We start from the raw sequence: 25160 nt of genomic DNA, 5'->3' as shown, positions 1-25160 counted from the left end.
CGCTATATCCCCAGCGCGTCGATCTCCCGGGCCAGCTCGGGATCCTCGATTCCTTCCTTCTCGAACCTGCCCACCTCCACGTTCCACCTCTCCCGGTCCCAGATCTCGAACCGGTTCGGCATCCCGATGATCACGACGTCCCGCTCGAGGTTCGCGTAGCCGCGCAACGAGGGAGGGATCAGGATCCGGCCCTGCTTGTCGGGCGCGACCTCGACGGCCCCGCCCACGAAGAACCGCACGAAGGCGTTCTTCTTCCGGTTGACGCTCGACACGTTGGCGGCAAGCTTCTGCTCGATCCTCTCCCAATCCCCCGCCGGGTAGGCGAAAAGGCAGTTCTCGTTGTTGGTGATCACGACGGTTTGCTGGCCGGATTCGGTGAGCTGGTCCCGGAACCGGGAAGGGATGTTCACCCTTCCCTTGGGGTCGATGGTGTATTCGAACCGTCCCCGGAAGATCATAGTGGCCGCTTAACCCACCTTTCCCCACAATTACCCACTACCGGCCATTCTATAGCACACCCGAGGTCTGTCAAGAACTTTATGGGGATCGGCGGTGTCCTTGCGGGGCGGAAACCAAAAACCGTTCTACCGGACCTGAAAGAGCCGATTCCACGGAAAAACAGGCTGAGGAGGCCGTAAGCCGGGTTCTGTGCGCGGCGTAAACCGCCGCGGCCGACCATTTCTCTACGGCGCGCGTCTCCGCGCGCCTCCAGCGACCTTGACCCGAGGGCTTCGGGCGGGCCGCCCTTCCCCCGGCGGTTTTCACCGCCGGGATCGCCCTCCTATTCGGTCTTGCTCCGGGTGGGGCTTGCATTGCCGTGCCGGTCGCCCGGCACGCGGTGAGCTCTTACCTCGCCATTTCACCCTTACCCTCCTTCGCGATGGCTCTCGCCATCGCTTCGGAGGGCGGTATCTTTTCTGTGGCGCTGTCCTCGGGGTCGCCCCCACCGGGAATTACCCGGCACCCTGCCCTGCGGAGCCCGGACTTTCCTCCCGCCCCCCGTCGCCTAGGCGAAGGGGGGCCGGCGGCCGACTGGCCTCCTCAGACCTTCTGGAAATGAGCGTCGATGGCGCGGTTCGCGAGCAGGTCGGCCTCCTCGTTCCCGTCGCGCCCTACATGCAGTATACGCGCGGAAGGAAACCGCCGCAAACGGTGGATCGCCTCGAGGTGGAGGGGGCGCAGCCCCTCGGACTTGACCCGGTACTCCCCGTTGATCTGGCGCACGAGAAGTTCGGAGTCCGAGAAGACCGTCACGGAGGAGGGGGCGAGCGTTTCGGCTTTCTCCAGCGCGAGCAGGAGCGCGCGGTACTCGGCCACGTTGTTCGTGGTCTCCCCGAGATACTCGGAGATCTCGATCCGGTCCCGGGTTCCGTCCGCCTCGATCACCGCTCCCGCTCCGGCGGGCCCCGGGTTCCCCCGGCTCGCCCCGTCGGTCCGCAGGGTGAGCGCCTTCCCCTTCATCCTTCCGCCGGCGAAGCGGCGTTCCCCTCGTAGTAGAGGATCCGGTTGCAATTCGGGCAGGAGTGGATCCGGTCGTCCCGCTGGAGAAGGTTGAAGAGCTGGGGAGCGATGTTCATGTGGCACCCGGTGCAGGACTGGTTCCGGGCGGGCACGATCGCGATTCCGTCCCGGCGCTCGAAGATCATCTCGAAGCGGCGGGCGAGGTTCGCTTCGATCCGGGAGGCGACCTCGGTTTTCTTGGCGAGAAGGGACAAGATGTCCTTGTCGAACTTCGCCATCCTCGCCTCGATGTCCACCATCCGCTCCCGGTAGCGCCCCCCGACCTCCTCCACCTCGGCCTTGAGGTCCGAAAGGCGCTTCTCCAGCTCCTCGTAGCGGGACAGGATCGCGAGGAACTCCTCCTCCCGGGAGTGGTTCGCCCGCTTGGTCGCCTCGACCTCCTTGAGCATCGCGTAGTATTCCTTGTTCGTCTTGATCGACATCAGCTTCGCCTTGGCCTTCTCGACCTTGTCCCGCTCCTCCTCGATCTCCCGTTCCTTCTCCCGCCTCTCCTTCTGGACCTGCTCGAACTCCTGCCGGGTCGTCAGGAACTTCGCCTCCCGCTCATCGAAGAGGCTCTTCAGGTCCGCCACCTCGAGCGGGACCTTCTGCTTCTCCGTTTCCACGATCCTGGCCCTGCTCAGGATCTGCTGCAGATCGATCAGCACTTTCACCTGCTCCATCAATGCCGTTTTCCTCCCCTGCTTCCTCCCGGCCGCCAGGGCCGAAGGGGTTCGTCCTCCATGAGCACCTGCACCGCGATCCGTTTGCCGAACCGTGCGACGATCGTCCTCCGGAACTCCGGCAGGATCCATTTCTCCCCCGATCCGTGCCCGATATCCGCCACCGGCATGTTCCCGGCCGCCGCCTCCAGCGCCGAGTGGTACTTCACGTCCGCGGTCACGAAGAGGTCGGCCCCGGATGCACGCGCCGCCTCCGCGAACTCCGACCCGCTGCCGGCCACGAGCGCGATCCGGCGCACCGATTTCCGGGCCGGGCCGGCGATCTTGATCCAGGAGGGGCGCACCGCACGGTGGATCTCCTCCAGCACCCGTTCCAGCGGCGCCGCTTTCCCGCGCTCACCGACCGCCCCGACGCCGCCCCCGAATGCGCCTCCCCGCAGGGAGATGACGTCGATCGCCGGCTCCTCGTAGGGATGCACCGACCGGATCGCCTGCAGCACGGCCGGCACCAGCGACCCCGCCACGACCGATTCGAGACGGACTTCCTCCACACGCTCCTCGACGCCGGGCTTCCCCACGTATGGGGTCGCTCCCTCCGCGGGCAGGAAGGTTCCGGTCCCGATGGTGCGGAACGAGCAGCGGGTGTAGGCGCCGATCCTTCCCCCTCCCGCCGCGGAGAGCGCCGCGAGCACCGCATCCGCCTGTGCGGGCGGAACGAACACCGCCACCTTGCATGCGTCGGAAGGCTCTCCCGGGATGAGCGGCCGGATCTTCCGGAGGCCGATCCGGCGCGCGAGGGCATGGGAAACCCCCTCCGGCGCGACATCCGCGTTCGTATGTGCGGAGATGACCGCGACCCCCATCGAGAGGAGATGAAAGGCGGCGGAGGAATCGGGCCGGTCCGGCCGGATCGCCTTGAGGGGAGAGAGAATCACCGGGTGATGCGTCACGAGGAGGTCGGTCTTCCTGCGGCGGCACTCCGCGACCGCCGCGGGGGTCGCGTCCAGCGCGACCAGGACCCTTTTCACCGGGGCCTCCGGGTCTCCCAGGAGAATCCCGACGTTGTCCCAGTCGGCCCGGTGGGCGAAGGGATACCGGTCGTCGAGCGCCTGTCCGACCTCCCGCACGATGGGGACGGAGCCGGTCCGGGTGCCCTTCGCGGCCGTCACGCCGCTTCCTCTGCGTCTTCAGCCCGCATGATCGCACGATGGTGGGCCCACCTGGCCTCGAACCAGGGACCGACCGGTTATGAGCCGGTGGCTCTGACCAACTGAGCTATGGGCCCGTGAAGCTGCATCTCGACGTAACACTAAAGTATCTCCCGGGGGTTTCCCCCCTGTCAATCCTCCGGAGGACCCTCCGCGCGCTGGCCGCCTCTCCTACTCCATGAAGGTCCGGAGCCGCTTGCTCCGGCTCGGGTGACGGAGCTTCCGGAGCGCTTTCGCCTCGATCTGGCGGATCCGCTCCCGGGTCACCTCGAAATCCTGCCCCACCTCCTCGAGCGTGTGGTCCGACTTCTCCCCGATCCCGAAGCGCATCCGGAGGACCCGTTCCTCCCGCGGGGTGAGCGTCCCCAGCACCTTCTTGACCTGGTCGGCCAGGTCGATGTTGATGACCGACTCCACGGGAGAGGCCGTGTTCTTGTCCTCGATGAAATCCCCGAGGTGGCTGTCCTCCTCCTCCCCGATGGGCGTTTCCAGGGAAATCGGCTCCTTCGCGATCTTGAGCACCTTGCGGACCTTCTCGAGGGGGATGTCCATCCGCTCCGCGATCTCCTCCGGGGCCGGTTCCCGCCCCAGCTCCTGCACGAGGTACCGGGAGGTGCGGATCAGTTTGTTGATCGTCTCGATCATGTGGACGGGAATGCGGATCGTCCGGGCCTGGTCGGCGATCGCCCGGGTGATCGCCTGGCGGATCCACCAGGTCGCGTAGGTCGAGAACTTGTACCCCCGCCGGTACTCGAACTTGTCGACCGCCTTCATCAGGCCGATGTTCCCTTCCTGGATGAGGTCGAGGAACTGGAGCCCCCGGTTCGTGTACTTCTTCGCGATCGAAACGACCAGCCGGAGGTTCGCCTCGACCAGTTCCCGCTTCGCTTCCCGGACCTTCCGCTCCCCCCGCTCGATCGACCGCAGGGTTTGCTTGAGCTCCGCCGCCCCCAGGCCCGCCTCCCGCTCCACCTTCCGGATCCCGCTCCGGGCCTCGCGGATGATCCCCTCCATCGCGAGGAGCCGGTCCTTGGCGACGTGATGCCGCATCGCGGCCTTCGCGAGCTTCTTCTTGCTCCCCTTCACATCCCAAAGGAGCCGCAGGAGGTCCTTCTCCTCGAGCCGCGTCTTCCCGCAGCAGTCGCGGATCCGGTACTCCGCCTCCTCGATCGCGTCGGCGAACCGGCGGATCTTGTCGCCGATCGCCTCGATCTGCCGCTCCTTCAGATGGATCTCCTGGATCAGCTTCTCGACCCGCACATACTGCGCGGCGGCCTTTTTCCTGAGGGAGTCCCGTTCCTTCTCGGGCAGCCGGGCCTTTTTGAGCCGCTCCTCCGCGGCCGCGGCCGCCTCCATCGTCTTCCGGATCCGGCCGATGATCCGCTGGACCTTCTCCAGCGCCTGGAGCTCCTCCTCCTCGGTGGAATCCTCGTCCAGGTCCCTGATGACGTCCCGGACCTGCACCTCCCCGGACTTCAGCTTCGATCCGATCTCGATCAGGTCGTTCAGCGCGATGGGGCAGCTTTTCACCGCCGCCACGATCTCGTGCTCCCCGTCCTCGATCCGCTTCGCCAGGGTGACCTCCCCCTCCCGGTTCAGCAGGGGGATCGCGCCCATCTCCTTGAGGTAGAGGCGCACCGGGTCGTTCGCCTTGATCCCGGACGAGTAGTCGACCTCCTCCTCCTCCTCTTCCTCGGAGGCCTCCTCCTGCGTCTCCTCCTCGTCGCCGACCATCTGGTTTCCGCCGACGACGGGAACCTTCTGGGAGGCGTCGACGACCTCGATCGCGTGCTCCCCGAAGATCTCCATCACGTCGTCGATCTGGTCGCCCGTCAGGACGTCGGGAGGAAGTACGCTGTTCAGCTCGTCATAGGTGACGAACCCCTGGGCGCGGCCCTTTTCCAGCAGTTCGTCGATGCCCTCCAGTTTCCCCTTCCGGATCATTCCGCATCACCTCGTCCGCGCGTTCTGCGCTCCAGCGTCAGCCGTTCCAGCTCGTTCCTGACGTTCACCATGCGGGAAAAGAGGTCCCGGGCCCTCTCCTCCCCCGCCACCCCGATCTCCTTCTTCAACCGGTCGAGCTCCCGCCGCGCCTTCCGGATGCGCAGTCCCGACACCACGTCGGGGTAGGTACGGCGGAGCTCCTCCCCGGAAAGGTCCTCCTGCAGGAGCCGCCCGGTAAGCCTGTTGCGGACCCCGTCCCGGGTTTCCCCGTCCAGCAGGTCCCGCAGGTCGGCCTCCTCCCCCGTTCCGATCTTTTCGCAGAGCCGGGACACCGCCTCCCGGACCTCCTCCCCCTCCAGCAGATCCTCGACGCCGTCCCGGCGGACCTCGGCCGCGAGCGTCGGATCCCGGAACAGGAGACCGAGCAGCAGGTCCTCCTCCGGCCTGGAGGCGTCCCCCCTCGGGGGCGCCGGGGGAGGCGGGGGATCCCTTTTCCCTTTCCTGCTCCCCTCCACCCGCTGGAGGATCGTCTCCTCGGGGAGGCCGGACGCCATCGCCATCCGCTGCACGTAGAGGCGATGCTCCGCGGCGTCGGTCACCCACGGGAGGTAGGTCCCCATGAGCTTCAGGTAGGCCAGCTTCCCGGCGATCTGTGCGAGGTCGTATTTCCTCGCTGCCGACCGCTCGATGTATTCCATGAGCGGAACCGCCCGCCCGATCTTCTCGGCCAGCTCCGTCCCGCGGGATTCCTTCGCCCAGTCGTCGGGATCCATCCCCTTGGGGGGGAACAGCACCATCGGGCTGACTCCCGCCGCGTAGAGCGGGGCTCCCGACCGGACGGCCGACCGCTTCCCGGCCACATCCCCGTCGAACAACAGGATGACTCCTTCCGACGACCGCTTCAGGAGCCTGGCGTGGTGTTCCGTCAGCGAGGTGCCGCAGGTCGCGACCACGTTCCGGATCCCCTTCTGCCACAGGGCGATCAGGTCCATGTATCCTTCCACGACGACGACCGTTCCCTCCTTTCGGATCGCCGGCATCGCCTGGTAGAGGCCGTAGAGCAGGGCGCTTTTCCGGTAGACCGGCGACTCGGGGGAGTTCAGGTACTTGGGGACCGCGTCGTCGACCGCCCTCGCCCCGAAGCCGCAGATGCGCCCGCGGGAGTCGGCCACCGGGAAGATCACCCGCCCGCGGAACCGCTCCCCGTATCCTCCCCGCTCCCGTGGGATCAACAGCCCCGCCTGGGCCGCCTTCGCGGGGTCCACGCCCGACGCCGAGAGCGCCCGGAGCAACTCGTCCCCGGAACCGCCGTACCCGACGGAGAACTCCTGCTCCGCCTCGGGGGTCACGCCCCGCCTCCGCAGGAAGCTCCTGGCCGCCTCCGCCCCCCGGGAGGAGCCCAGGAATTTCCGGAACGACTCGGCGGCCGCCCGGAGGATCTCGTGCAGGTCCTCCCGGGGCCGGGAAGGTCCCTGCCCCCGCTCGTACCGGACCTGGATCCCGTACCGGGACCCGAGATCTTCGACCGCCTCGGCGAACGAAAGGTTTCGGACCTTCATCAGATAGTGGAAAACGGACCCTCCTTCCCCGCAGCCGAAGCAGTGGAAGATCTGCTTGGACGGGTGGACGAAAAAGGACGGGGTCTTCTCCCGGTGGAACGGGCAAAGGCCTCGAAAACTGGCGCCGCTGCGCGAGAGGGGAACGGTCTCGGAAACCACCTCGACGATGTCCGCCCTGTCCCGGATCTCGCGGAGCGTGCTGTCGGTGATGCGTCCTGCCACGATTTCACCCGACCTCGCTCCCGGGAAACGGACGAAAAAATCCCGGGCGCCCCCGGCGCCTGGGATCTCCGCTTCCGGTATCCCGCTACCCGGCCAGCAGACGATGGACAATCTCGCGGACGGCCTTGCCGTCGGCCCGTCCCGCCACCTTCGGCATCAGTTCCTTCATGACGCGGCCCAGGTCGCCCGGACCCTTGGCTTCGGCCGCCCGGATGGCTTCCCCGGCGAGCGCTTCGATCTCCGACGTGGAGAGCGCCTCGGGCAGGTATCGCTCGAGCACGGTGATCTCCTGCGCTTCCTTCTCGGCCAGCTCGGGCCGGTTCCCCCGCCGGTACAGGTCGATGGCCTCCCGGCGCTGCTTCACCAGTGTCCCGAGCAGCCGGAGGACCGCGTCGTCCGCGAGCTCCCCGCGGGCCTCGATTTCGCCGTTCTGGATGGCGGCAACCGCCATCCGCAAAGCAGAAAGGGCCAAGGAGTCCCGCTCCTTGGCCGCCTTCTGCATGTCCTGCCGTATCCGTTCCCTCAGGTCCATCCGCTACCGGCTCATCTTCTTCATTTTCTTCAGCGCTCGTTTCCTGGCCGCGAGTGCCTTCTTCTTCCGCTTCACGCTCGGCTTTTCGTAGTGCTCGCGCTTGCGGATCTCCGACAGGATCCCGGCCTTTTCGCACTGCTTCTTGAACCGCTTCAGCACACTCTCAAAGGGCTCCTCTTCCTTCACCCGGACGCCCGGCATTCCAGATCACCCCTTCCTGGGTCGACATTTAGCCTAAAACTACAATATATTACGCAAGTATCCCGATTTGTCAAGGAAAGAAGAGGCTCCCCCTCTCAGCCCAGCTTGTGCCCGAGCCCCTTCCCCCCGATCAGGTGGAGGTGGAGGTGCGGGACCACCTGTCCGCCGTCCTCCCCGTTGTTGACGACCACCCGGTAGCCGGACTCGGCGATCCCCTTCTCGTTCGCGATCCGGGAGGCCAACCGCAGCATTTTCCCGAGCAGCGGCACGTCCTTCGCGCCCGCCTCGTTCAGGTTCACCATGTGCTCCTTGGGAACGATAATCACATGGACCGGAGCCACGGGATTCTGGTCCGGGAAGGCGAGCAGGTCGTGGTCCTCATGCAGCGGTTGCGACGGAACCTCTTTCCGGACGATCTTGCAGAAAATGCATTCCTCGGCCATGCTCATTCCCCCCGGCGTTTGTAGGCGCTCCGATAGAAGCAGGTTCTCTCCCCCGTGTGACAGGCGGGCCCGGACTGCCGGACCCGGTAGAGGATCGTGTCCGCGTCGCAGTCGTACAGCACTTCCTCCACCTCCTGGACGTTGCCCGAGGTTTCCCCCTTGACCCACAGGGACTTCCTGGAGCGGCTCCAATAGGAGGCCCGTCCGCACGAAACGGTGTTCCGCAGCGCCTCGGCGTTCGCCCAGGCGACCATGAGGACCGCGTTGTCGCTCACGTCCTGCGTGACGACGGGGACCAGCCCCCGTTCGTCGAACTTCACGATGGCGATGAATTCCTCCGCCGTCATCCGGTGGTTCCCCCTTTCACGCGACGCACCCGGGATGGCCCGCCCCGCCTGCCTGAGGAGAACCGCCCCCCCCGGCCCCCGGGAAGACACCGCGCACCGGGACCCCGCGACGCTCCAGGTAGTCCTTCGCCTCCCGGATCGTATGCTCCCGGTAGTGGAAGATGGAGGCGGCGAGGACCGCGTCCGCCCCGCCCGCCGTCAACCCTTCCACGAGATGGTCCAGCGTTCCCACGCCGCCCGAGGCGATGACCGGGATCCCCACGCGGTCGGCCACGGCCCGCGTGAGGGGGATGTCGTACCCGGCCCGGGTCCCGTCCCGGTCCATGCTCGTGAGCAGGATTTCGCCCGCCCCGTATTCCTCCATCCGCTCCGACCACTCCAGGGCATCGATCCCCGCGGGCCGGCGCCCGCCGTGGGTGAACACCTCCCAGGTTCCGGCCCGGCCCGGAACCTGCCGGGCGTCGATCGCGACCACCGTGCACTGGCTTCCGAACCGCTCGGCTGCCCGCCGCACGAACTCCGGTTCGGCCACGGCGGCGGTGTTGATCGACACCTTGTCGGCTCCCGCGGTGAGCAGCCTGCGGATGTCCTCCAGCGTCCGGACGCCTCCCCCCACCGTCAGCGGCATGAACACCTGCTCCGCGGTCCTCCGGACCACGTCGATCAGGATGTCCCGCTTCTCGTGGGACGCGGTGATGTCGAGGAAGGTCAGTTCGTCCGCCCCCTCCTCGTCGTAGCGCCGGGCGATCTCCACCGGATCCCCGGCGTCCCGAAGCTCCACGAACCGGACCCCCTTCACCACCCTCCCGTCCTTCACGTCGAGGCAGGGGATGATCCGCTTCGCGAGCATCCTCCGGTCTACCGGCTTTCCATGCGGAGGACGTCCGCGAGGGAGAGGGTGCCGTCGTACATCGCCCTCCCGATCACCACGCCGACCACCCCGTCCGATTCCATCTTCCGGAGTTCCTCCAGGTCACCGATCGCGCTGACTCCGCCCGAGGCGATCACCGGGGTCGACAGCCCCCGGGCGAACTCCCGGATGCTGGTGAAATTCGGGCCTTCCATCATGCCGTCCCGCGCGATGTCGGTGTAGACGAAGCAGGAGATCCCCCTCTCCTCCATCTGCCGCGCGAGGTCGACCGCCCGGACCCCCGTGACCTCCACCCATCCCCGGATGGCGACAAACCCCTCCTTCGCGTCGATCCCCGCCGCCACCTTCCCGGGATAGGCCTTCGTGATCCGAAGGACCTCCTCGGGGTTCCGGACGATCGAGGTCCCCAGGATGACCCGGGAAACGCCCGCGCCCAGGTAGCGGGAGGCGATGTCGTAGTTGCGCACCCCGCCGCCCACCTGCACGGGGACCCCCGTGCCGGACACGATCCGCAGGATCGTCTCGACGTTCACCGGACGTCCCGTGAAGGCGCCGTCCAGGTCCACCACGTGGAGCATCGACGCGCCCCCGGAGGCGAACCGCTTCGCGACGTCGACGGGGGAGTCGGAGAAGACGGTCGCGGCGTCCGCCCGCCCCTGGCGCAGCCGCACCGCCTTGCCTGCCTGGATGTCGATCGCGGGAATCACATGGAACGCCATCCCGCCTCCTTCACGCCGCCTCGCGGCACAGACGCCCGAAGCTCGAGAGAACCGCAAGGCCCGCCGCCTGGCTCTTTTCCGGGTGGAACTGGACCGCCAGCAGGTTCCCCTTCCCCACGGCGGCGGCGAACTCGACGCCGTAGGAGGTGCGGCAGGCGACCACCGAGGGGTCCTCCGGCGACACGTAATAGGAGTGGACGAAGTAGAAGTAGGTCCCGTCCGGGATCCCCCGCAGCACGGGATGGTCCTGCACACGCGCGACCTGGTTCCATCCCATATGGGGCACCTTGAGGACCGACTTCTTCCCCGACGGAGAGGGCCCGGAAAGACCGCGCGGGAACCGGACCACCTTCCCGGGGAGGAACCCGAGCCCTTCGTACCGCCCGAACTCCTCGCTCTCGGTGAAGAGGACCTGCAGCCCGAGGCAGATCCCGAGGAACGGACTCCCCTCCGCGAGGCGGTCGGACAGGAAGGGAATCAGCCCCTGCCGCCGCAGATTCTCCATGCAGTCGCGGAACGCCCCCACTCCCGGCAGCACGATCCCCCGGCACCGGGAGAGATCCCGCGGGCTTCCGCTCACGATCACCGGGAACCCGAGCGACTCCAGCGCCTTGCCGACGCTGCGCAGGTTCCCCATGCCGTAGTCGACGACCCCGATGGCCGCCTCCCCGCTCATCCCAGGACGCCTTTCGACGAATGAACCCCCCGGACCCTCGGGTCGGGCCGGACCGCATCGGACATCGCCCGCCCCAGCCCCTTGAAGACCGCCTCGACGGTGTGGTGGGCGTTCGATCCGTACGGCACATTCACGTGGAGGCAGATGCCGGAGGACTGGGAGAAGGCCCGGAGGAACTCCTCCACAAGCTCGACGTCGAACGTCCCGACCTTCTCGCGCGCGAGAGGGCACCGAAACACGAGGTGGGGGCGGGCCGAGACGTCCACCGAGACCTCGGCCAGCGCCTCGATCATCGGCAGGCTCGCGTGGCCGTACCGGGCGATCCCCGTCATGTCCCCGAGCGCCCGCCGGAACGCCTCCCCGAGGCAGATTCCCACGTCCTCGACGATATGGTGGAAGTCGACGTCGGTGTCCCCCTTCGCCGCGACGGCCAGGTCGAAGAAGCCGTGGCGAGCGAAGAGCGTCAGCATGTGGTCGAAAAAGGGGACCGTGGTGGAGATTCTCCCCTCTCCGGCCCCGTCCAGCCGGAGCGTCACCGAGATGTCGGTCTCCTTCGTCTTCCGGGAACTCTGCGCTTCCCTCGGCATGGCCATGTCAGCCCCCCCCTTCCGTCCGCACCCGCACCGCCCTCGCGTGCGCAAGCAGCCCCTCCTTCCCGGCGATCCGCACGACATGCGGCGCGTCGACGGCAAGGGCTTGGGATTGATATGATACCACGTTAATTCTCTTGAGGAAGTTCGCCACCCCCAGAGGGGAGGAAAAGCGGGCCGCCCCTCCCGTGGGGAGGGTGTGGTTGATCCCGGCGATGTAATCCCCCACGGCGACGGGGCTGTACGGCCCCAGGAAGGCGGTCCCCGCGTTCCGGATCTTTCCGAGCGCGGCCCAGGGGTCCTCGACCATCACGGAGAGGTGCTCCGGCGCCAGCCGGTTCACCGTCTCGATCCCCTCGGGAATCCCCTTCACCAGGAAACCGCAGGCGCGGGAAAGCGCGGCGGCCAGGATCTTCTTCCGGGGAAGCGCCGCCGACTGCCGGGAGAGTTCCGCGCCGACCTTCCGGGCGAGCGCCGGGGAATCGGTCACGAGGGCGACGAAGGCGTCCTCGTCGTGCTCGGCCTGGGAGAGCAGGTCCGCCGCCACGTAGGCCGCCCGCGCGGTCCGGTCGGCCAGGACGACCAGTTCGCTGGGCCCCGCGAGCATGTCGATCCCCACCGTCCCGTACACCTGGCGCTTGGCCTCCGTCACGTAGGCGTTCCCGGGGCCGGTCACCACGTCGACCTTCGGAACGGATTCCGTTCCGTACGCGAGCGCCGCGATCGCCTGCGCTCCCCCGATGCGGAACAGGCCGGTGACCCCGGCGATCCGGGCCGCCGCGAGGACGACGTCCGGAACCGTTCCTCCCGGTGCGGCGCAGGCGGCGTAGATCTCCCGAACCCCCGCCACCCGCGCGGGAATCGCGTTCATGAGCAGGGTCGAGGGGTAGGCCGCCTTTCCCCCGGGGACGTACACCCCCGCGCGGGCGACCGGGAGGACCCTCTGTCCCACGACCGCCCCGGGATATTCCAGGGTGAACCCCTCCTCCCGCTGCTTCCGGTGGAAGGCGTCGATCCGCTCCGCGGCGGCCTCGAGCGACCCGCGGAGCCGCTTCGACGTCCGCGACCAGCCGGCCTCCACGGCCCGCGGGGAGAGGCGGAACCCCGTCCTCCGCGGGTCGAACCGGTCGAAGCGGAGGGTGTATTCGGCCAGGGCGTCGTCCCCTCCCTTCCGGACCCGGGCCAGGATCTCGGAGACGACCGGACGGACCTTGTCCGACTCCGTTCCCCCGCGGCGCTCCGCGGCGAGCAGCGCGTTCCGGAATGCCGCAGTCCCCGACTTCACCCAGCGCACATCCGCCTCCTATTCCTGGACCCGGGCGATCTCCGCCCCCAGGGAGGAAAGTTTTTTCTCCAGCGACTCGTACCCCCGATCGAGGTGGTAGATCCGGAGGATCTCGGTGGTCCCGGACGCGGCCAACCCGGCCAGCACGAGGGAGGCCGAGGCCCGCAGGTCGGTCGCCATGCAGGGAGCGCCGGAGAGCGCGGGAACCCCCTTGACCGCCGCGGTGTTCCCGGAGACGTCGATCCGTCCCCCCATCCTCCGCAACTCGGCCACATGCATGAACCGGTTCTCGAAGATCGTCTCCCGGACGATGCTGAAGCCGTCCCCCAGGCACATGTAGGCCATGAACTGCGCCTGCACGTCGGTCGGAAACCCGGGGTAGGGGGAGGTCTTCACGTTCACCGAGCGGATCGGCCCGTCCCGCAGGACCCGCACCCCGCCCGAAACCGTCGAGACGGAAGCCCCGCTCTCGGCAAGCTTCGATAGGACCGAGTCCATCGCAGCGGGGTCCGCCCCTTCCACGGTGACGTCGCCCCCGGTGATCGCCCCCGCCAGCAGCAGGGTCGCCGCCTCGATGCGGTCGGCCATCACCTCGTGCCGCGCGCCGGAGAGGGCGGGCACGCCGTGGATCACGATCTCGCCGGTCCCGTCCCCCTCGATCCTCGCTCCCATCGCCCGGAGCGCCTTCGCCAGGTCGCAGATCTCCGGCTCCCGGGCGGCGTTCTTCAGCACGGTGGTCCCCTGCGCGAGGGTAGCGGCCATCATCAGGTTCTCCGTCCCGGTGACCGTCTGGAGATCGAAGGTGACCGTGGCCCCGGACAGTCGTCCGGCCTCCGCCTCGATGTACCCCTCCGTGAGGGTCGTCCGGGCTCCGAGCCGCTCCAGCCCCTTGAGGTGCTGATCGATCGGTCGCGCCCCGATCGCGCATCCCCCGGGAAGGGAGATCCTCGCCCTGCCGTACCTCGCCACCAGCGGCCCGAGGACCAGCACGGAGGCGCGCATCGTCTTGACCAGGTCGTAGGGGGCCTCCGGCTTCAGATCCGGGCGGGAGACGACCCGGATCCCCCCCCGCCCCCCTTCCGGCGCGATCCGCTCCACGCCGGCCCCCATCTGCCCGAGGAGCCGGCCGAAGGTGTCGACGTCCCGAAGGAAGGGGGCCCCGAGGATCTCGACGGGGCCGTCCGCGAGCAGCGCTGCGGCCATGATCGGAAGGACGGCGTTCTTCGCCCCGGAAACCGGGACGGATCCCTGGAGCCGCCGCCCTCCCCGGACATGAAAGGTGTCCAGACTTCCCCCTATTCCGCCGCCGGGAGCACCCAGCGGGCCACCCGGTCGCGCCCGGCGAGATCCCTCTCCACGCCTGCGAAACGGAGCGGGCCGCAAGGGAGACGACGCACCGCATCTCCCTGCGTTTCCCCGATTTCGCACCGGAGCTCCCCCCCGGGGAGGAGGAACCCGGCCCCTTCCCGCACCAGTCGGCGGATCACGGAAAGCCCGTCCGGCCCTCCCAGCAGCGCGACGGCAGGCTCGAAGTCCCGCACTTCCCGGGGAAGGGATTCCCATTCCGTTTCGGAGACGTACGGAGGATTTGAAATCACTACATCAAAACGGGCCCCGCTTTTCAAGGCGGAATATGCGTCCGACCGGAGGAGCCGGACACGCCCCAGGACCCCGTGCCGCAGCGCGTTCCCTCTGGCGACGGACAGGGCGCCCATGCAGACGTCCACGGCCACCACCCGGACCCGGGGGAGCTCCGCGGCCAACGTTACGGCGATCGCCCCGCACCCGGTGCCCACGTCCAGCAGAAGCCCCGCGCATTTGCCGGACCGCTTCCATCCCTCGACCACCCCTTCGACCAGCCCTTCCGTTTCGGGGCGGGGGATGAGGGTGTCTCGGGAGAGGCGGAACTCCCTCCCGTAGAATTCCCAGTCGCCGAGAATATACTGGAGCGGCTCCCCCGAGGCCCTCCGCCGGATCCATCCTTCCAGCACGGAGGTCGGGTCGCCCACCTCGCGCTCCCGCTCCGCGAACAGCCTGGGCCGGGCCACGCCGGCGAGGGCGGCCGAGAGGATCTCGGAGTCGGGGTCCGGGGGAAGCCCCCGGGATTCCATCTCCCGCCGGCACCGAGCGAGGAGTTCGGCAAGGCGCATGGGAGAGGTCCTCACCCGGTGTGCTTGAGCGCCTCGACCTGGGCGTGGGCGACCAGCGCCTCCACGAACGGGTCGAACCCCCCGTCCATCACCTGGGAAAGCTGGTGGACCGTGAGGCCGATCCGGTGATCCGTCACCCGGTGCTGGGGGAAATTGTAGGTCCGGATCCGCTCGCTCCGGTCTCCGGTCCCCACCAGGGAGCGCCGCATGTCGGCCCGTTCCGACCGCTGCTTCTCCAGCTCGAGGTCGTAGAGCCGGGACCGGAGGATCTTCAAGGCCTTCGACTTGTTCTTCAGCTGGGACTTCTCGTCCTGGCAGGAGACGACCAGGCCGGTGGGGGTGTGGGTGATCCGGACCGCCGAGTCGGTGGTGTTCACGCTCTGCCCCCCGGGCCCGGAGGAGCGGAAGACGTCGATCCTGAGGTCGTCGGGGCCGATCTGCACATCCACCTCCTCGGCCTCCGGGATCACGGCCACGGTGACGGTCGAGGTGTGGATCCTCCCCCCCGCCTCCGTCTCCGGAACCCGCTGGACCCGGTGGACCCCGCTCTCGTACTTCAGGCGGCTGTAGGCCCCCTTCCCCTCGATCATCGCGATGACCTCCCGGGTGCCCCCGATTCCCGTGTCGCTTTGGGAGAGCACCTCCACCTTCCAGCCCTTTCCCGCCGCGTACATGGAGTAGGACCGGAAGAGCTCGGAGGCGAAGAGCGCCGCCTCCTCCCCGCCGGCGCCCGCCCGGATCTCGATCAGGATGTTCTTCTCGTCGTTGGGGTCCTTCGGCAGGAGGAGGACCCGGAGCTGCGCCTCGATCCGCTCCTGCTCCGCCGAGAGCCGCGCGATCTCCTCCTTGGCCATCGCCCGCATCTCGGGATCCTTTTCCGACTGGGCGAGCTCCCGGTTCTCCTCCAGTTCCCGGACGATCCTCCGGTGCTCTCCGTAGGCGTCGGAGAGGGGGCGCAGCTCGGCCAGCTCCCGGCCGAGTTTCTGGAGCTCCCGCCGATCCCCCGACACCGCCGGATCGGAGAGGATGCGGTTGATCTCCTCGACCCGCGCCGCGATCGATGCCAGCTTATCCTGCAACGGCGACCTCCGGCATTCTCGTAGGCGTTCTCACGGGGACCCCTTCCCCAGGGCCGCGATTTCCGCCCGGACCCCCTTCGGGTCCCCGCAGCTCATCTCCCCCTCGGGGCAGCGGCCGCGGACACACCCCGGGCCCGCCTTCTCGAAGAGCAGGGGGGCCTGCTCCCGGGCGATCGCGAGCATCCGCCCCGCCATCTCCCGGATCTCCCACTGGGCGCGGCGGCAGAGGCGCAGCGAGAAGAAGTGATGCAGCTCCCGGGCGTTCATCGTCACCAGGATCTTCGTCTCCGTGGCGTTCGGGAGCACGAAGCGGGCGTCCTCCGCCGGGATCCCCCCGCGGAGCATCTCCCCGTAGAGCGCCGAGCTCTGCCGCATGTGCCGCTCGAACCGCCCCGCCAGCCGGCCCTTCCCGCCGCCCGGATTCCCGTCCCGGAGCGCCTTTGGAACCACGTACCCGAAGTCGGAGGAGACGTACCGCTGGCTCTGCTGGGAGTAGGAGGCGATCCTGTGGCGCACGAGCTGATGGGAAGCGGCCCGGGAGATCCCCTCCACGCCGAAGGTGAAGGCGACATGCTCGAGGACGGAGGCGTGCCCCATCGAGAGAACCCGCCGGACGAGGCTGCGGACATCCTTCCGGGTGATCTCCTCCCGCAGGTCGCCGATGGTCGCCGGCGAGTAGCAGAGACGGGCGGCAAGGGCCACCAGCCGCTCGGGCTCCGGGGTGCACTGCAGGAGGAGGACGTTCACGGAAAATTGGGGGCGGCGCCTTCTAGCGGACCTTCCTGTACTTCTTCTCGAACTTCTCGATCCGGCCCGCGGTGTCGATCAGCTTCTGCTTGCCGGTGAAGAAGGGGTGGCAGTTCGCGCAGATGGCGACCTTGATCTCCGGAACCGTCGACTCGGTCTCGAAGGTGTTGCCGCAGGCGCACTTCACGGCCGACTTCACGTAGTTCGGGTGGATGTTTTCCCTCATGGGACCATGGCTCCTCTCGCGGGGTCGAGCCTTACGTATTCATCGATTCGAGGAATTCCTTGTTCGTCTTCGTCTTGGAGATCTTGTCCAGGAGGAACTCCATGCTTTCCGCCGGGGAGAGCGGGGAGAGGAACTTCCGCAGGACCCAGATCCTCTGGAGGACGCTCTTCTCCAGCAGGAGCTCCTCCTTCCTCGTCCCCGACTTGTTGATGTCGATGGCCGGGAAGATCCGCTTCTCCGAGATCTTCCGGTCGAGGACCAGCTCCATGTTCCCCGTTCCCTTGAACTCCTCGAAGATCACCTCGTCCATCCGGCTCCCGGTCTCGATGAGGGCGGTGGCGATGATGGTCAGCGATCCCCCCTCCTCGATGTTCCGTGCAGCGCCGAAGAACCGCTTCGGCTTCTGGAGCGCGTTCGCGTCCACCCCGCCCGAGAGCACCTTGCCCGACGGCGGGACGACGGCGTTGTAGGCCCGCGCCAGCCGGGTGACGCTGTCCAGGAGGATCACCACGTCCTTCTTGTGCTCCACGAGGCGCTTGGCCTTCTCCAGCACCATCTCGGCCACCTGCACGTGCCGCTGGGCCGGCTCGTCGAAGGTCGAGGAGATCACCTCCCCCTTCACGCTGCGCTGCATGTCGGTGACTTCCTCGGGCCGCTCGTCGATGAGCAGGACGATGAGGACGACCTCGGGGTGGTTCTTCGAGAGGGCGTTCGCGATGTTCTGGAGGATGATCGTCTTCCCGGCGCGCGGCGGGGAGGTGATCAGCGCCCGCTGCCCCATGCCGATCGGCGCCATGAGGTCGATGACCCGCGTCGAGTAGTTGTCGTGGACATGCTCCATCATGAACTTTTCCTGCGGATAGAGCGGGGTCAGGTTGTCGAAGATGATCTTGTCCTTGCTGACCTCCGGATCCTCGGTGTTGATCTTCTCCACCTTCAGGAGGGCGAAGTAGCGCTCGTCCCCCTTGGGAGAGCGGATCTGTCCGGTCACGGTGTCTCCCGTCCGGAGGGCGAACCGGCGGATCTGGGAGGGGGACACGTAGATGTCGTCGGGGCCGGGGAGGTAGTTCGAGTCCGGCGAGCGGAGGAACCCGTACCCGTCCGGGAGCACCTCGAGCACCCCTTCTCCCGACACGACGACTTCCTGGTCGGTCTGGGCCTGCAGGATGGCGAAGATCAGCTCCTGCTTCTTCAGCCCGGCCGCCCCGTCCACGTGGAGGCTTTTCGCGATTTCGGTAAGGTCCCCGATCCGCATGGCCTTCAGCTCTTTCAGATTCATGCATGTTCTCCTGGATACGATGATCCTGTGCGGATTTCCCGACATGGTGTCTGTGGTCAACGATTGGGTGGAAACACTCCGGCAGGCGACTCATCCGACCTTATGATTCATTTTCCGCCCCGGGGATTCCGGATGTCAAGGAAAATCCCCATCCGCATCCCTCCCGGTCCGCCGCTCACCGGAGTCTTCCGGATCTTCGGGGATCGGCCCCTCCGCCGGGGGGTCCAGCAATATAGATAAAGCTTAGCTGGCGGCCGGTCAAGGACTTTTCCCTCCGCCAGGAATGGAACGCGCGGCTGCACACCGTGCAGGGGCCGGCGATCTCCAGGCGATCCCGGGGAATCCCGGAAACGACGAGCGCCTCCGCGGCGAGCGAGGGAAGGTCGGCGGTCCACTTCCCCGGCGCCCCTCCCTTCCGCAGGTGCCTGCCCCCGCCGGGCAGGGGGGCCAGGAGATCCGCCACCTCCTCCCCGATCTCGTAGCAGCACCCCCGGGCGGAGGGACCGGCGGCGGCGAGGATCCGGTCCGTCGCGGAGCTCCCGAACCGCGCGGCGATGGCGCGCACCGCCTCCCCGATCACGTCCGCGGCGAGCCCCCGCCAGCCGGCATGGATCGCGGCGCACACGGGCACGCCGGGATGCGCGAGCAGGACGGGCACGCAGTCCGCGGTGTACACGCCGGCGCCCGTACCGGGGACGGCGGTCCACAGGGCGTCCCCCGCGCGGCGTCCGTCCCAGGCGTCTCCCTCCTCCATCTCCAGGGCGGTCCCGGAGTGGACCTGCAGCAGGGTTCCCACCCTGTCGGGGGGCACGCAGAATACCGCGCGCAGCCTCTCTTCCTCGCCCCTCCCGGGCTGCGGGTCGATCCCCTGGAAGACGTGGAAGACCCCCGATGCGGAGCGGAGCAGGGGGGACTGGACCATCCGGGGAAGGATCATCCCGGTTCCCCTTCCCGCAGAAGGGACTCCCGGAACCGCGCGAACTCCGGGGGATCCTCCACCGAGAATTCCAGCCATTCCCCGGTGAGGGGATGGGAAAACCCCAGATGGCACGCATGGAGAAGGAACCGGGAGACCCGGAAGGGCGGAACTCCCGCGAGGCGCACCTCCCGGGACCTCCCGTAGACGTCGTCCCCGACGATCGGGCAGGACAGATGCCTGCAGTGGACGCGGATCTGATGCGTCCTGCCGGTCTCGAGCCGGAACTCCACCAGGGAGCAGGGGCCGAACGATTCGATCCAGCGGTACCGGGACACCGCGGCGCGCCCGGGGGAGCGCCCGCGGGCGGAACCGCTCTCCCCGCCCGGTTCCGGGAGTACCGCCATCTTCTTCCGGTGCACGGGGTGCCTCCCGATCCGGGTGCGGACGATGCCGGATGCCTCCGGCGGCCTTCCCCAGACGATCCCCCGGTAGAGGCGCGCCATGTTGCGGGTCGCCAGCTGCGCGGACAGCTTCGCATGGGCCGCGTCGTGCTTGGCCACCACGAGAATGCCGGAGGTGTCGCGGTCCAGCCGGTGGACGATGCCGGGCCGCTCCACCCCGCCGATCCCGGAAAGGCGGTCGGCGCGGGAGAGGAGCGCATGGACCAGCGTGCCGCCCGGATGCCCGGGCGAAGGATGGACCACCATCCCGGCCGGCTTCTCCACCACCATCAGGTGGGGATCCTGGAACAGCACCTTCACCGGGAGGTCCTCGGGAAGCAGCTCCATGGGTCGCGGCGGCGGAATGCGGACCGCGATCTCCTCCCCTTCCCGGACGCGCGCGGAAGGACGCGCGGCCTTTCCCCGGACGGTGACGTGCCCCTCGTCGATGAGATTGCGTGCTCGGGAACGGGAAACGCCGGGAAGGGACTCGGAGAGGAAGCGGTCCAGCCGCTCTCCCGCGCGTTCCGGGGAAACCTGGATCCTGCGGATCTCCGTCAAGACGCCTTGCGCGCCGGGCGGCCGCCCGGCGGCGGCTACCAGACCCTGGAGGGGATCCGGCCCGCCGGCTTCACGAGGAGGTCGACGAGCGCCCGGTTGAAGAAGTTCGTGCTCTGCACGACCTCGGGGTCGACCCGGCTCAGATAGTAGCTGCGCCCCTCCTCGATCTCGTCCCGGAGCAGGTCGAACAGGTTGTCGTTCGCGATCCCCTCCTCCACCTTCTTCGAGTTGTAGAGCGCGATGTCCGAAACGACGGCCCGCGCGATCCGGCGGGCCACATCAGGATCCTTCACGACCCCCATCTCTCCCCTCCTTGGGCGATCCCGTGTCTTCCCTTCCTTTTTACCGGTCTTTGTTCCGGAACGCCAGATACATCTGTCCGCCCTCCCGCAGCACCAGGACCGACACCATCTTCCCGGCGGGAAGCTTCGCGAGGATCTTCCGGTAGGCGGCGATCCCCGTCACCGGCTCCCGGTTGATCCGCAGCAGGATGTCTCCCTCGCGCACTCCTCCTCTCCCCGCAGGACCCGACGGGTCGGCCGTCGCCACCTCCACCCCGCCTTCGATTTCCATCCCGCGCAGGACCTTCCTCGGGATCCCGGTGACGTACAGCCCCCAGGGGTCCAGCGGAACCTTTTTCGAGGCGCGACGCGGCGCCGGCGCGTCCATCTCGGCGACGACGGCCCGGGCCGACATCCGCTTCCCTTCCCGCAGAATCTCCAGCGTCACCGGGTCTCCCGGGGATGCGGAGGCGACCTGCTTCTGGAACTCCTTCACCCCCTTGACCGCCGCGCCGTTGAAGGCGATCACGATGTCCCCCCCGCGAAGGCCCCCGGCGGAGGCCGGGCTGTCCGGGAAGACCCGGTTCACGAGAACCCCGGCCTCCCCCCGGGCGCCGAACGATTCCGCCAGGTCCCCGGTCAGCGGCTGGATGCCGACCCCGAGCCATCCGCGGCGAACCGTCCCGCTGCGCGCCAGTTCCTCCTCGATCGCGAGCACCGTGTTGATCGGAATCGCGAAGCCGATCCCCTGCCCCGCGCTCACCATCGAGGAGTTGATCCCGATCACCTCCCCCCGCGTGTTCAGGAGCGGGCCTCCGGAGTTTCCGGGGTTGATGGAAGCGTCGGTCTGGATCAACTCGGAGACGGAGTCGTTTCCCGGATCGGTCCGCCCCGTCGCGCTGATCACGCCCACGGTCACGGTGCTCTCCAGCCCGAAGGGATTCCCCACCGCGATGGCCCACTCCCCGACCCGGAGGCGGGAGGAATCCCCGAGGACAACCACGGGAAGCTTCCGGGAAGGCTGGATCCGGAGGAGCGCGATGTCGGTCCGCGAGTCTGCGCCGATCACCTTCGCGCGGTACTCGGAGCGGTCGGCCAGCCGGACGACGATCTCGTCGGCGTCCAGGATGACATGCTCGTTCGTCACGATCAGGCCGTCTTCCCCCACGATGACGCCGGACCCGAGGGAGTTCTCCCGGAATCCCCCGTTCTCCTCGAGCATGTCCCGGAGGTAGTCCTGGATCTCCTCCCTCCCGGACCGGGGACCCGACGGCCCCCGGAGCGGATACCGCGTGACCGTCCGGATGTTCACCACCGCCGGAACCGCCCGCTCGACCGCCCCGACGAACGCCTGCTGCAGCGCGGCGACGTCCGGCAGGTTCCGGGAGGGGTCGCCTCCCCCGGGGGAACAGGCGGCAAGAAGGAGGAAGGCGCAGAGGGCGAGCAGCGCCGGAAAAAGGCCTTTCATGCCGGAGAGCCTCCCGCCCCGGCCGACTCCTCCCTCCCTCCAAGGGGTCTTCTTCTGGGATATTTCGCCTCCCGGGCGAAGCGGACGTCCGCCTCGATCTGGCGCGCGAGGTCGGAGACCGTCTTGAACTTCCGCTCGTCCCGGATCCGGTCCCGGAAGTGGACGGCAACCTGGTTCCCGTAGAGATCCCGCTCGAAGTCGATCAGGTACACCTCAAGCCCCAGAGAGTTTTCCCCGAAGGTCGGGGAGAACCCCACGTTCGCCACCGACCGGTGCAGCGCGCCGTCGACCTCCGCCTCCACGACATAGACCCCGGGCAGGGGGACCAGCTCCTGCGAGAACCGGACGTTCGCGGTGGGAAACCCCAGCTTCTTCCCGCGCCCCGCGCCGGTCACCACCGGCCCCGACAGCACGAAGGGGCGACTCAGAAGCTCCTCCGCCTCGCGCACCCTGCCCGCCAGGAGCAGGTCCCGGATCCGGGTGGAGCTGACGATGAGTCCGCCGCGGAGGACGGGGGGGACGACGCAGACCTCGAACCCGGCCTCCTGTCCGATCCGACGGAGCTCGGACGGGGAACCGCTCCGGCTTTTCCCGAACGTGAAATCGTATCCCACCGTCACCCAGCGGGCGGAAAGCCTCCGGGAGAGGATCTCCCGCCCGAACTCCTCCGGGGACATCCGCCCGATCCCCTCGTCGAAGGACTCCACCACCAGCGCGTCGATCCCCGCGGCGGCGATGAGCGCCGCCCTCTCCTCCCCGGTCGTGATCTCGTAGAAGCGGGCGCCGGGGGAGAAATACCGGACCGGATGGGGCGAGAAGGTGAGGGCGACCGAGACCGTTCCTTCCCGTTTTGCCAGGTCGACGGTCCGCCGGAGCAGCTCCTGGTGCCCGAGATGCACTCCGTCGAAGTTCCCGACCGTCAGCGAAACGCCCTGCCGGGACGAAAACGCGGAGGATCCTCGCACCACGATCATCTTCGCCGCCTCTTTCCCGGGGGCCTCCCGCTCATGCCCCGGCAGGTCCCCCGACTTGTAGGATACTACATCCGTATTCCTCCGCATCCCCCGGAAATGTCGTCATGCCGGCCCTTCCCGAAGGTATAATCGGGCGCATGAAGGTCATCCACCGGTATCTCCTGGCCGAGATCTCGGGGCCGTACCTGATCGGCCTGTTCACCTTCAGCCTGGTCATCCTTCTCCACCGGTTCGCCAGGCTGGCCGACCTCGTGGTGGCGAAAGGGGTCCCCGCGAAGCTCGTCGGGAAGATGCTGCTCTGCCTCTTCCCCACCTTTCTGCAGATCACCCTCCCGGCGGCCCTGCTCCTGGCCATTTTGCTCGCCTTCGGGAGGCTCGCCTCCGACTCGGAAACGACCGCCCTGCGCACGGCGGGAGTGGGGATGCGGGGGCTCGTGCTCCCGGTGCTGCTGGTGAGCGTCGTGACCGGCCTCGCAAATCTCTACATCGGCTGGGCGGGAATTCCGTGGGGGAACCGGCAGCTCGAGGCGACGATCGCCCGGATCGTCTCGCTGCGGGCGGGGGCGGCCGCCGAGGAGCATGTGTTCCGGGAGATCGCCCCCGGCATTCTCCTGTTTCCCGACCGGGTCTCCTCCGACGGCACGAGGATGACGGGGGTGATGCTCTCCCAGCGCATGGAGAGGCAGGACCCGCTGATCGTCTTCGCGGAAGAGGGGGAGTTCCTTCCGGAAGCGGGGGACACTCCCCTCGGGATCGTGCTCTCCCGGGGAAGCATCCACCATGAAGACCGGAAATCGGAAGTGTACCGTCTCGCGGCGTTCTCCAGCATGGAGTTCCGTCTCCCCCGGGAGGCTTCCGGGCCCGAAGACGGGGACTCCCCGCGCCGTCTCACCCTCCCGCAGTTGTGGACCCGGATCGTGGAGACGGGGGGAACGGGCCGCTTCGCCTCCTTCCGGTACCACTTCCACAGACGCCTTTCGCTCGCCGCTTCCTGCTTCGCCTTCGGCCTTCTCGCCATTCCGCTGGGCCTTTCCCAGCGGGCGCGGGGGAAGTCTCCGGCCCTCGCGCTGACCGTCGCGGTGATTCTCCTGTACTACATCTTCCTCGCCGCGGGGGGAGCGCTGGAACCGACCATGCCGTGGGTGATGGAAGTTCTTTTGTGGACCCCCAATGCCGTCGGGATCGTTCTGGCGGGCTGGTTCCTGGTCCGTTCCGAGTCCCGGCTGGTGCTGATTCCGAACCTGTTCGAGAGGCTCCGGGGATCGCGATGAGGGTCGTCACCCGCTACCTGCTGAAGGAATTCCTCCGGATGGCGGCCGCCTGCCTCGGAGCGGTTCTGGTCCTGTTCCTGGTGATCGACTTCGTCGACCGGGCGGACGAGTTCTTCAGGCACCAGGCAAGCGTAGGGGAAATCCTCCGGTACTACCTGTACGGGGCGCCGAACATCTTTCTCATGATCTCTCCGGTCGCGGTGCTGCTGGCGGTACTGATCACCGTTTCGCTGAGGGCCCGGGCGAACGAGTTCACCGCTCTCTTTTCCGGGGGGATCAGTCTCCTGCGCGCCGTGGCGCCGATGATCCTGTGCTGCGCCCTCCTCGCCGGCGCCACCCTGTCCGCCCAGGAGAGCCTCGTCCCCTGGGCAAACCGGAAGGCGAGGGAGATCGCCAGACTCCGGGTCCGTCCCGGAAAGATCGACGCCCAGTTCTCCCTGAACCGGTACTGGGTCCGCGGGCCGGGCGGCATCCTCTCCGCCCAGGTGGTCGACCCCCAGGGGCGGAAGCTGTCCGGATTCCAGTATTTCGAGCTCGACGGGCGGTTCCGCCCGGTCCGGCGCGTCGATGCCCGCACCGCGATCTTCCTGGAGGGGGGAGCCTGGGAGCTTGGCGAAGGGAGCGAGCGGATCTTCGCGGGAGACGCGGAGGCCAAGCCGTTCCGGATCCAGCGGTTCGACTTCCCGGAGACGATGCAGGCCTTCCTGGACGGGGAGACCCCGCCGGGGGAGATGACCTACTTCCAGCTGTCCGACTATGTCCGGGATTCCCGGGAGCGGGGGTACGACGTGCACCGGTACGAGGTGGACCTGCACGCGAAGCTCTCGTACCCGCTGTTGAACGTGATCGTGAGCCTGCTCGCCGTGCCGGTCGCCCTCCGGTCTCCCCGGAAGGGAGGGGTCTGGAGAAGCATCGGCGCCGGACTGCTCATCGGGTTCCTCTGCTGGGTCGCCCTGTCGACCTCCCTCGCCCTGGGGAATAAGGG

General features: G+C 68.0%; 27 protein-coding genes, 1 tRNA gene, 1 other RNA gene and 1 pseudogene. 2 read left to right on the top strand and 28 right to left on the bottom strand.

What is annotated here, in order from left to right:
* Positions 1 to 2 precede the first annotated feature (2 nt).
* The 28 genes and pseudogenes from A2X88_00245 to A2X88_00110 all read right to left on the bottom strand — a co-directional run bounded on the left by A2X88_00245 (position 3) and on the right by A2X88_00110 (position 22904).
* Complete coding sequence (locus A2X88_00245; GenBank protein ID OGP35570.1) at positions 3 to 455, bottom strand: division/cell wall cluster transcriptional repressor MraZ; 453 nt, start codon at positions 453 to 455, stop codon at positions 3 to 5.
* A gap of 165 nt (positions 456 to 620) precedes the next feature.
* Positions 621 to 1044: RNase P RNA component class A (rnpB, locus tag A2X88_00240), an RNA gene on the bottom strand.
* Positions 1042 to 1461 (bottom strand): hypothetical protein, encoded by a 420-nt coding sequence (locus tag A2X88_00235; GenBank protein OGP35541.1) that lies wholly within the window; start codon positions 1459 to 1461, stop codon positions 1042 to 1044. The genes rnpB and A2X88_00235 overlap by 3 nt, the downstream gene beginning before the upstream one ends.
* Entirely contained in the window at positions 1458 to 2183 is a 726-nt protein-coding gene (locus A2X88_00230) for a hypothetical protein (protein OGP35540.1), read from the bottom strand. Before A2X88_00230 ends, A2X88_00235 begins: the two co-directional genes overlap by 4 nt.
* On the bottom strand, positions 2183 to 3352 hold the full coding sequence (locus tag A2X88_00225; protein ID OGP35539.1) for a Nif3-like dinuclear metal center hexameric protein: 1170 nt from the start codon (positions 3350 to 3352) through the stop codon (positions 2183 to 2185). Before A2X88_00225 ends, A2X88_00230 begins: the two co-directional genes overlap by 1 nt.
* A 39-nt stretch (positions 3353 to 3391) precedes the next feature.
* Positions 3392 to 3468 (bottom strand) — tRNA-Met (locus A2X88_00220).
* A gap of 94 nt (positions 3469 to 3562) precedes the next feature.
* Positions 3563 to 5335, bottom strand: coding sequence for an RNA polymerase sigma factor RpoD (locus A2X88_00215; protein OGP35538.1), 1773 nt, complete (start codon positions 5333 to 5335; stop codon positions 3563 to 3565).
* Positions 5332 to 7116 carry a DNA primase gene (locus A2X88_00210; GenBank protein ID OGP35537.1) on the bottom strand — a complete coding sequence of 595 codons (1785 nt, stop codon included), beginning with the start codon at positions 7114 to 7116 and terminating at the stop codon, positions 5332 to 5334. The genes A2X88_00215 and A2X88_00210 overlap by 4 nt, the downstream gene beginning before the upstream one ends.
* Positions 7117 to 7201: 85 nt before the next feature.
* Positions 7202 to 7648: a glutamyl-tRNA amidotransferase gene (locus A2X88_00205; GenBank protein OGP35536.1), complete on the bottom strand. Its 447-nt coding sequence runs from the start codon at positions 7646 to 7648 to the stop codon at positions 7202 to 7204.
* Positions 7649 to 7651: 3 nt separating this feature from the next.
* Entirely contained in the window at positions 7652 to 7849 is a 198-nt protein-coding gene (locus A2X88_00200) for a 30S ribosomal protein S21 (GenBank protein OGP35535.1), read from the bottom strand.
* Between the two features lie 95 nt (positions 7850 to 7944).
* On the bottom strand, positions 7945 to 8292 hold the full coding sequence (locus A2X88_00195) for a histidine triad nucleotide-binding protein (GenBank protein ID OGP35534.1): 348 nt from the start codon (positions 8290 to 8292) through the stop codon (positions 7945 to 7947).
* A gap of 2 nt (positions 8293 to 8294) precedes the next feature.
* Positions 8295 to 8639: a phosphoribosyl-AMP cyclohydrolase gene (locus A2X88_00190; protein ID OGP35533.1), complete on the bottom strand. Its 345-nt coding sequence runs from the start codon at positions 8637 to 8639 to the stop codon at positions 8295 to 8297.
* Between the two features lie 91 nt (positions 8640 to 8730).
* Positions 8731 to 9489, bottom strand: a pseudogene (locus A2X88_00185) (imidazole glycerol phosphate synthase subunit HisF).
* An 8-nt stretch (positions 9490 to 9497) separates the two neighbouring features.
* Positions 9498 to 10229 carry a 1-(5-phosphoribosyl)-5-[(5-phosphoribosylamino)methylideneamino]imidazole-4-carboxamide isomerase gene (locus tag A2X88_00180; protein ID OGP35532.1) on the bottom strand — a complete coding sequence of 244 codons (732 nt, stop codon included), beginning with the start codon at positions 10227 to 10229 and terminating at the stop codon, positions 9498 to 9500.
* Positions 10230 to 10239: 10 nt separating this feature from the next.
* A complete protein-coding gene (locus tag A2X88_00175) occupies positions 10240 to 10905 on the bottom strand; it encodes an imidazole glycerol phosphate synthase, glutamine amidotransferase subunit (GenBank protein ID OGP35531.1) in 666 nt (221 codons plus the stop codon).
* Positions 10902 to 11492, bottom strand: coding sequence for an imidazoleglycerol-phosphate dehydratase (hisB, locus tag A2X88_00170; GenBank protein OGP35569.1), 591 nt, complete (start codon positions 11490 to 11492; stop codon positions 10902 to 10904). Before hisB ends, A2X88_00175 begins: the two co-directional genes overlap by 4 nt.
* Positions 11493 to 11499: 7 nt before the next feature.
* On the bottom strand, positions 11500 to 12780 hold the full coding sequence (locus A2X88_00165) for a histidinol dehydrogenase (protein ID OGP35568.1): 1281 nt from the start codon (positions 12778 to 12780) through the stop codon (positions 11500 to 11502).
* An 18-nt stretch (positions 12781 to 12798) separates the two neighbouring features.
* Positions 12799 to 14067 carry a UDP-N-acetylglucosamine 1-carboxyvinyltransferase gene (locus tag A2X88_00160; GenBank protein OGP35567.1) on the bottom strand — a complete coding sequence of 423 codons (1269 nt, stop codon included), beginning with the start codon at positions 14065 to 14067 and terminating at the stop codon, positions 12799 to 12801.
* Between the two features lie 8 nt (positions 14068 to 14075).
* The gene (locus A2X88_00155; GenBank protein OGP35530.1) at positions 14076 to 14930 is read right to left on the bottom strand and encodes a protein-(glutamine-N5) methyltransferase, release factor-specific; all 855 of its coding nucleotides are present in this window, start codon (positions 14928 to 14930) and stop codon (positions 14076 to 14078) included.
* A gap of 11 nt (positions 14931 to 14941) precedes the next feature.
* Positions 14942 to 16009: a peptide chain release factor 1 gene (locus A2X88_00150; protein ID OGP35529.1), complete on the bottom strand. Its 1068-nt coding sequence runs from the start codon at positions 16007 to 16009 to the stop codon at positions 14942 to 14944.
* 30 nt (positions 16010 to 16039) lie between these two features.
* Positions 16040 to 16756, bottom strand: coding sequence for an FAD-dependent thymidylate synthase (locus A2X88_00145; GenBank protein ID OGP35528.1), 717 nt, complete (start codon positions 16754 to 16756; stop codon positions 16040 to 16042).
* A 22-nt stretch (positions 16757 to 16778) separates the two neighbouring features.
* Positions 16779 to 16982, bottom strand: coding sequence for a 50S ribosomal protein L31 (locus A2X88_00140; protein ID OGP35527.1), 204 nt, complete (start codon positions 16980 to 16982; stop codon positions 16779 to 16781).
* A gap of 31 nt (positions 16983 to 17013) precedes the next feature.
* A complete protein-coding gene (locus tag A2X88_00135) occupies positions 17014 to 18261 on the bottom strand; it encodes a transcription termination factor Rho (GenBank protein ID OGP35526.1) in 1248 nt (415 codons plus the stop codon).
* A 175-nt stretch (positions 18262 to 18436) separates the two neighbouring features.
* Positions 18437 to 19198: a hypothetical protein gene (locus A2X88_00130; GenBank protein ID OGP35525.1), complete on the bottom strand. Its 762-nt coding sequence runs from the start codon at positions 19196 to 19198 to the stop codon at positions 18437 to 18439.
* Positions 19195 to 20181, bottom strand: a complete 987-nt coding sequence (locus A2X88_00125; GenBank protein ID OGP35524.1) for a hypothetical protein — start codon at positions 20179 to 20181, stop codon at positions 19195 to 19197. Before A2X88_00125 ends, A2X88_00130 begins: the two co-directional genes overlap by 4 nt.
* A gap of 35 nt (positions 20182 to 20216) precedes the next feature.
* Positions 20217 to 20483, bottom strand: coding sequence for a hypothetical protein (locus A2X88_00120; GenBank protein ID OGP35523.1), 267 nt, complete (start codon positions 20481 to 20483; stop codon positions 20217 to 20219).
* A 40-nt stretch (positions 20484 to 20523) separates the two neighbouring features.
* Positions 20524 to 21930, bottom strand: a complete 1407-nt coding sequence (locus A2X88_00115; GenBank protein ID OGP35522.1) for a hypothetical protein — start codon at positions 21928 to 21930, stop codon at positions 20524 to 20526.
* The gene (locus tag A2X88_00110; protein OGP35566.1) at positions 21927 to 22904 is read right to left on the bottom strand and encodes a riboflavin biosynthesis protein RibF; all 978 of its coding nucleotides are present in this window, start codon (positions 22902 to 22904) and stop codon (positions 21927 to 21929) included. The genes A2X88_00115 and A2X88_00110 overlap by 4 nt, the downstream gene beginning before the upstream one ends.
* A 104-nt stretch (positions 22905 to 23008) precedes the next feature.
* Here A2X88_00110 and A2X88_00105 point away from each other — a divergent pair, with 104 nt between their 5' ends.
* Both A2X88_00105 and A2X88_00100 read left to right on the top strand, forming a co-directional pair.
* Positions 23009 to 24175 carry a hypothetical protein gene (locus A2X88_00105; protein OGP35521.1) on the top strand — a complete coding sequence of 389 codons (1167 nt, stop codon included), beginning with the start codon at positions 23009 to 23011 and terminating at the stop codon, positions 24173 to 24175.
* Positions 24172 to 25160, top strand: a 989-nt coding sequence (locus tag A2X88_00100) for a hypothetical protein (GenBank protein OGP35520.1), incomplete at its 3' end; no start/stop codon positions are given. The genes A2X88_00105 and A2X88_00100, both read left to right, overlap by 4 nt.

The sequence above is a fragment of the Deltaproteobacteria bacterium GWC2_65_14 genome (assembly GCA_001797615.1).
Classification (GTDB): domain Bacteria; phylum Desulfobacterota; class Deferrimicrobia; order Deferrimicrobiales; family Deferrimicrobiaceae; genus GWC2-65-14.
The sequence above is the reverse complement of the archived record's forward strand: the minus strand, read 5'-3'. Positions and strand labels throughout refer to the sequence as shown.